Raw genomic sequence first — 2,642 nt, 5'->3', positions numbered from 1 at the left:
AGGGCAGCGGCCAGCTCCGCCAGGGCGGGCAGCGGGTCGGTGGTGCCGCTCGAGCCCTGGGCCGTGGCGACCTGGGTGGCGCCGACGACGGTGACGAGGTTGGCGCGGGTTGCCGGGAGGGAGCCCGAGACGTAGCCGTCGCTGACCAGCCGGGTCCAGGCCGCGGCGCGCGCGACAGCGCTCGGGGCCTCCGGTGCCGTCGTGCCGTCGGGGGTTGCCGGGGTCGCGAGCAGGGCCCCGAGGACGTCGCCCAGATCGGGAGCGTCCTCGGTGTCGACGGTCAGGCCCAGGGTCGGCGCGAGGGTGCTGGCCAGTTGCTCGCGCCGGGTGGTCGCCTCCTGCGAGGAATCGCTCCACGCCTGCTCGATCCGCACCGGGCCGGAGACACTGGCGCCTGCGGCGGAGAGGGTGTCCTCGGTCTCGACGACGAGGGAGTCCGGTGCACCGGGGAGGGTGACGACGACGACGGACCGCTCAGCGAGGCGTCCGCTGACGATTGCCGGGAGTTGCGCGTTGGCGAAGTCCTCCTGTTCCTGCACCGACTTCTCGGACGCATCGAGCTGGCTCCGCAAGGCATCCTTGTCCGCGCGCAGCTGCGCCACCTGCTGGTCGAGGGAGTCGCTGATGCCCTCCTTGAGCGGGCCGGCGCCCAGGACGATGCCGACCGCGAGCGCGATGAGCACCGAGGCGAGCGAGACGAGGTGGTATCGGAAGTCGATCACGTGAAGATCCCCACGATCGCGGCCCAGAGGTCGTCCCAGCGGGCACCGAGCAGTTGCAACAGAATCGAGCCGCCGGGTGTCGCCCACAGTGCCAGCCCGAGGACGAGCATGCCGACCAGGAGCATCACCAGCATGCTGACCCCGGAGATCCGGGAGCGATAGAGGCGGTTGACGCCCTTGGCGTCGATGAGCTTGGACCCGACGCGCAGGCGGGTCAGGAACGTGCTCGCCATGCCGGCCCGGCCTTTGTCGAGGAATTCGACCAGGGTCGCGTGGGTGCCGACGGCCACGATGAGAGAGGCGCCCTTGTCGTCGGCGAGCAGCATGGCGACATCCTCGCTGGTGCCGGTTGCGGGGAAGATCACCGGCTCCACGCCGAGCCCGCGGACCCGCTCGGCGCCTGGGGCCCGGCCGTCGCGGTAGGCGTGGACGACGATCTCGGCTCCGCAGGTCAGGGCCTTGTCGGACACCGAGTCCATGTCGCCGACGATCAGGTCGGGTTTGCGCTTGGCCTCCAGCAACGCGTCGGCGCCGCCGTCGACCCCGATGAGCACGGGTTTGAACTCGCGCATGTAGTGCTGGAGAGCCTGCAGATCCTCCTTGTAGTGGTAGCCCCGGACCACGATCAGGGCGTGCCGGCCGTCGATCTTGGTCGCGATGTCGGGCACGCCGACGCCGTCGAGCAGCAGATCCTTCTCGCGGACCAGGTAGTCCATGGTGTTCTGGGCGAAGGCCTGCAGCTGACCGGACAATCCCTGGCGCGCCAGCGACAGGGCGTCGGCGACGGAGTCGTCGTCCTGGACCACCCCCGCGACAAGGGCCGGGGCCTCGTCCGCGACCGCATCGGCGTTGAACACCTGGCCGTGGTCGAGGCGCAGCCATTGGCCTTCGCGGATCGTCGTCATCGCGTCGGGACCGGCGTCGTCGATGAGCGGGATGCCCGCGTCGAGCAGGATGGTCGGCCCTACGTTCGGGTAGCGGCCGCTGATGGAGCGGGCGGCGTTGACGACGGCGGCGGGCCGGCACGCCACGAGGGCCTCGGCGCTGACCCGGTCTAGGTCCTCGTGGTCGATGACGGCGATCTCGCCGGGCTGCAACCGTTTGGTGAGGTTCTTGGTGCGCCGGTCGACGCGAGCCATCCCGGTGGCGCCGGCGGGCACCGGTTCTCGGGATCGGCGGGACAGGGAAACGGCCATCGAGGTCAATCGTCGCACGCGGTGCGGCGTGCTCGCGCGTCCGCCAAAAGCTCCCTCGCGTGTCTGACTGCCGCAGCCGAATCGGTGCCGGCCATCATCCGGGCGATCTCGCGTTCGCGGTCGCGGGCCTCGACGACCCGCACATCGCTCTGGGAGACCGAGCCGTCGTCGGTCTTGGTGACGACGAGGTGTTGATCGGCGAAGGCCGCGACCTGCGGCAAGTGCGTCACGACGACGACCTGAGCGTGCTCGGCGAGCCGGGCCAGCCGGGCGCCGATGTCGATCGCCGCGCGACCGCCGACACCCGCGTCGACCTCGTCGAAGACATAGGTCGGCACGCTCGTCGCCGAGGTGCCGAGAACGACCTCCAGCGCCAGCATCACCCGGGAGAGCTCACCCCCGGAGGCGGACTTCGCGATCGGGCGCGGCGGCATACCGGATCCGGAGCGGAGCAGGAACTCGACCTCGTCGACGCCGTCCGGCCCGTAACGGACCTCTCCGTCGCCGCCGGTGACGGCGACCTCGAGCGTGGCCGAGCCCATCGCCAGATGGGCCAGTTCGTCCGTGACGGCGCCCGCGAGACGGGTGCCCGCGGCGTGCCGCAGGTCGCTCACGGTGCGGGCGGCCGCAGCCCGGGTGATCTCGGCAGCCGCGAGCTGTTCGCGCAGCTCGGGCAGGTCGTCGGCGGCCGTGTCGACGTCGAGCAGGCGGGGGGGGGGGGTGG

General features: G+C 71.4%; 2 protein-coding genes and 1 pseudogene. All 3 read right to left on the bottom strand.

Going from position 1 to position 2,642, the window contains the following annotated elements:
- A partial coding sequence (locus BN11_RS15205) for a copper transporter (protein WP_048699077.1) occupies nt 1–722 on the bottom strand: 722 nt, incomplete at its 3' end.
- On the bottom strand, nt 719–1,918 hold the full coding sequence (gene steA / locus BN11_RS15200; protein ID WP_048699073.1) for a putative cytokinetic ring protein SteA: 1,200 nt from the start codon (nt 1,916–1,918) through the stop codon (nt 719–721). The genes BN11_RS15205 and steA, both read right to left, overlap by 4 nt.
- A gap of 5 nt (nt 1,919–1,923) precedes the next feature.
- Nucleotides 1,924–2,642, bottom strand: a pseudogene (locus BN11_RS15195) (DNA repair protein RecN); the annotation flags it as partial.

This window comes from Nostocoides australiense Ben110 (assembly GCF_001050535.1).
GTDB classification, from domain to species: domain Bacteria; phylum Actinomycetota; class Actinomycetes; order Actinomycetales; family Dermatophilaceae; genus Nostocoides_A; species Nostocoides_A australiense.
The sequence above is the reverse complement of the archived record's forward strand: the minus strand, read 5'-3'. Positions and strand labels throughout refer to the sequence as shown.

Excerpts from the sequence above, each read along its gene's own strand:
- steA (WP_048699073.1), bottom strand. The coding sequence starts at position 1,918 with ATGGCCGTTTCCCTGTCCCGCCGATCCCGAGAACCGGTGCCCGCCGGC.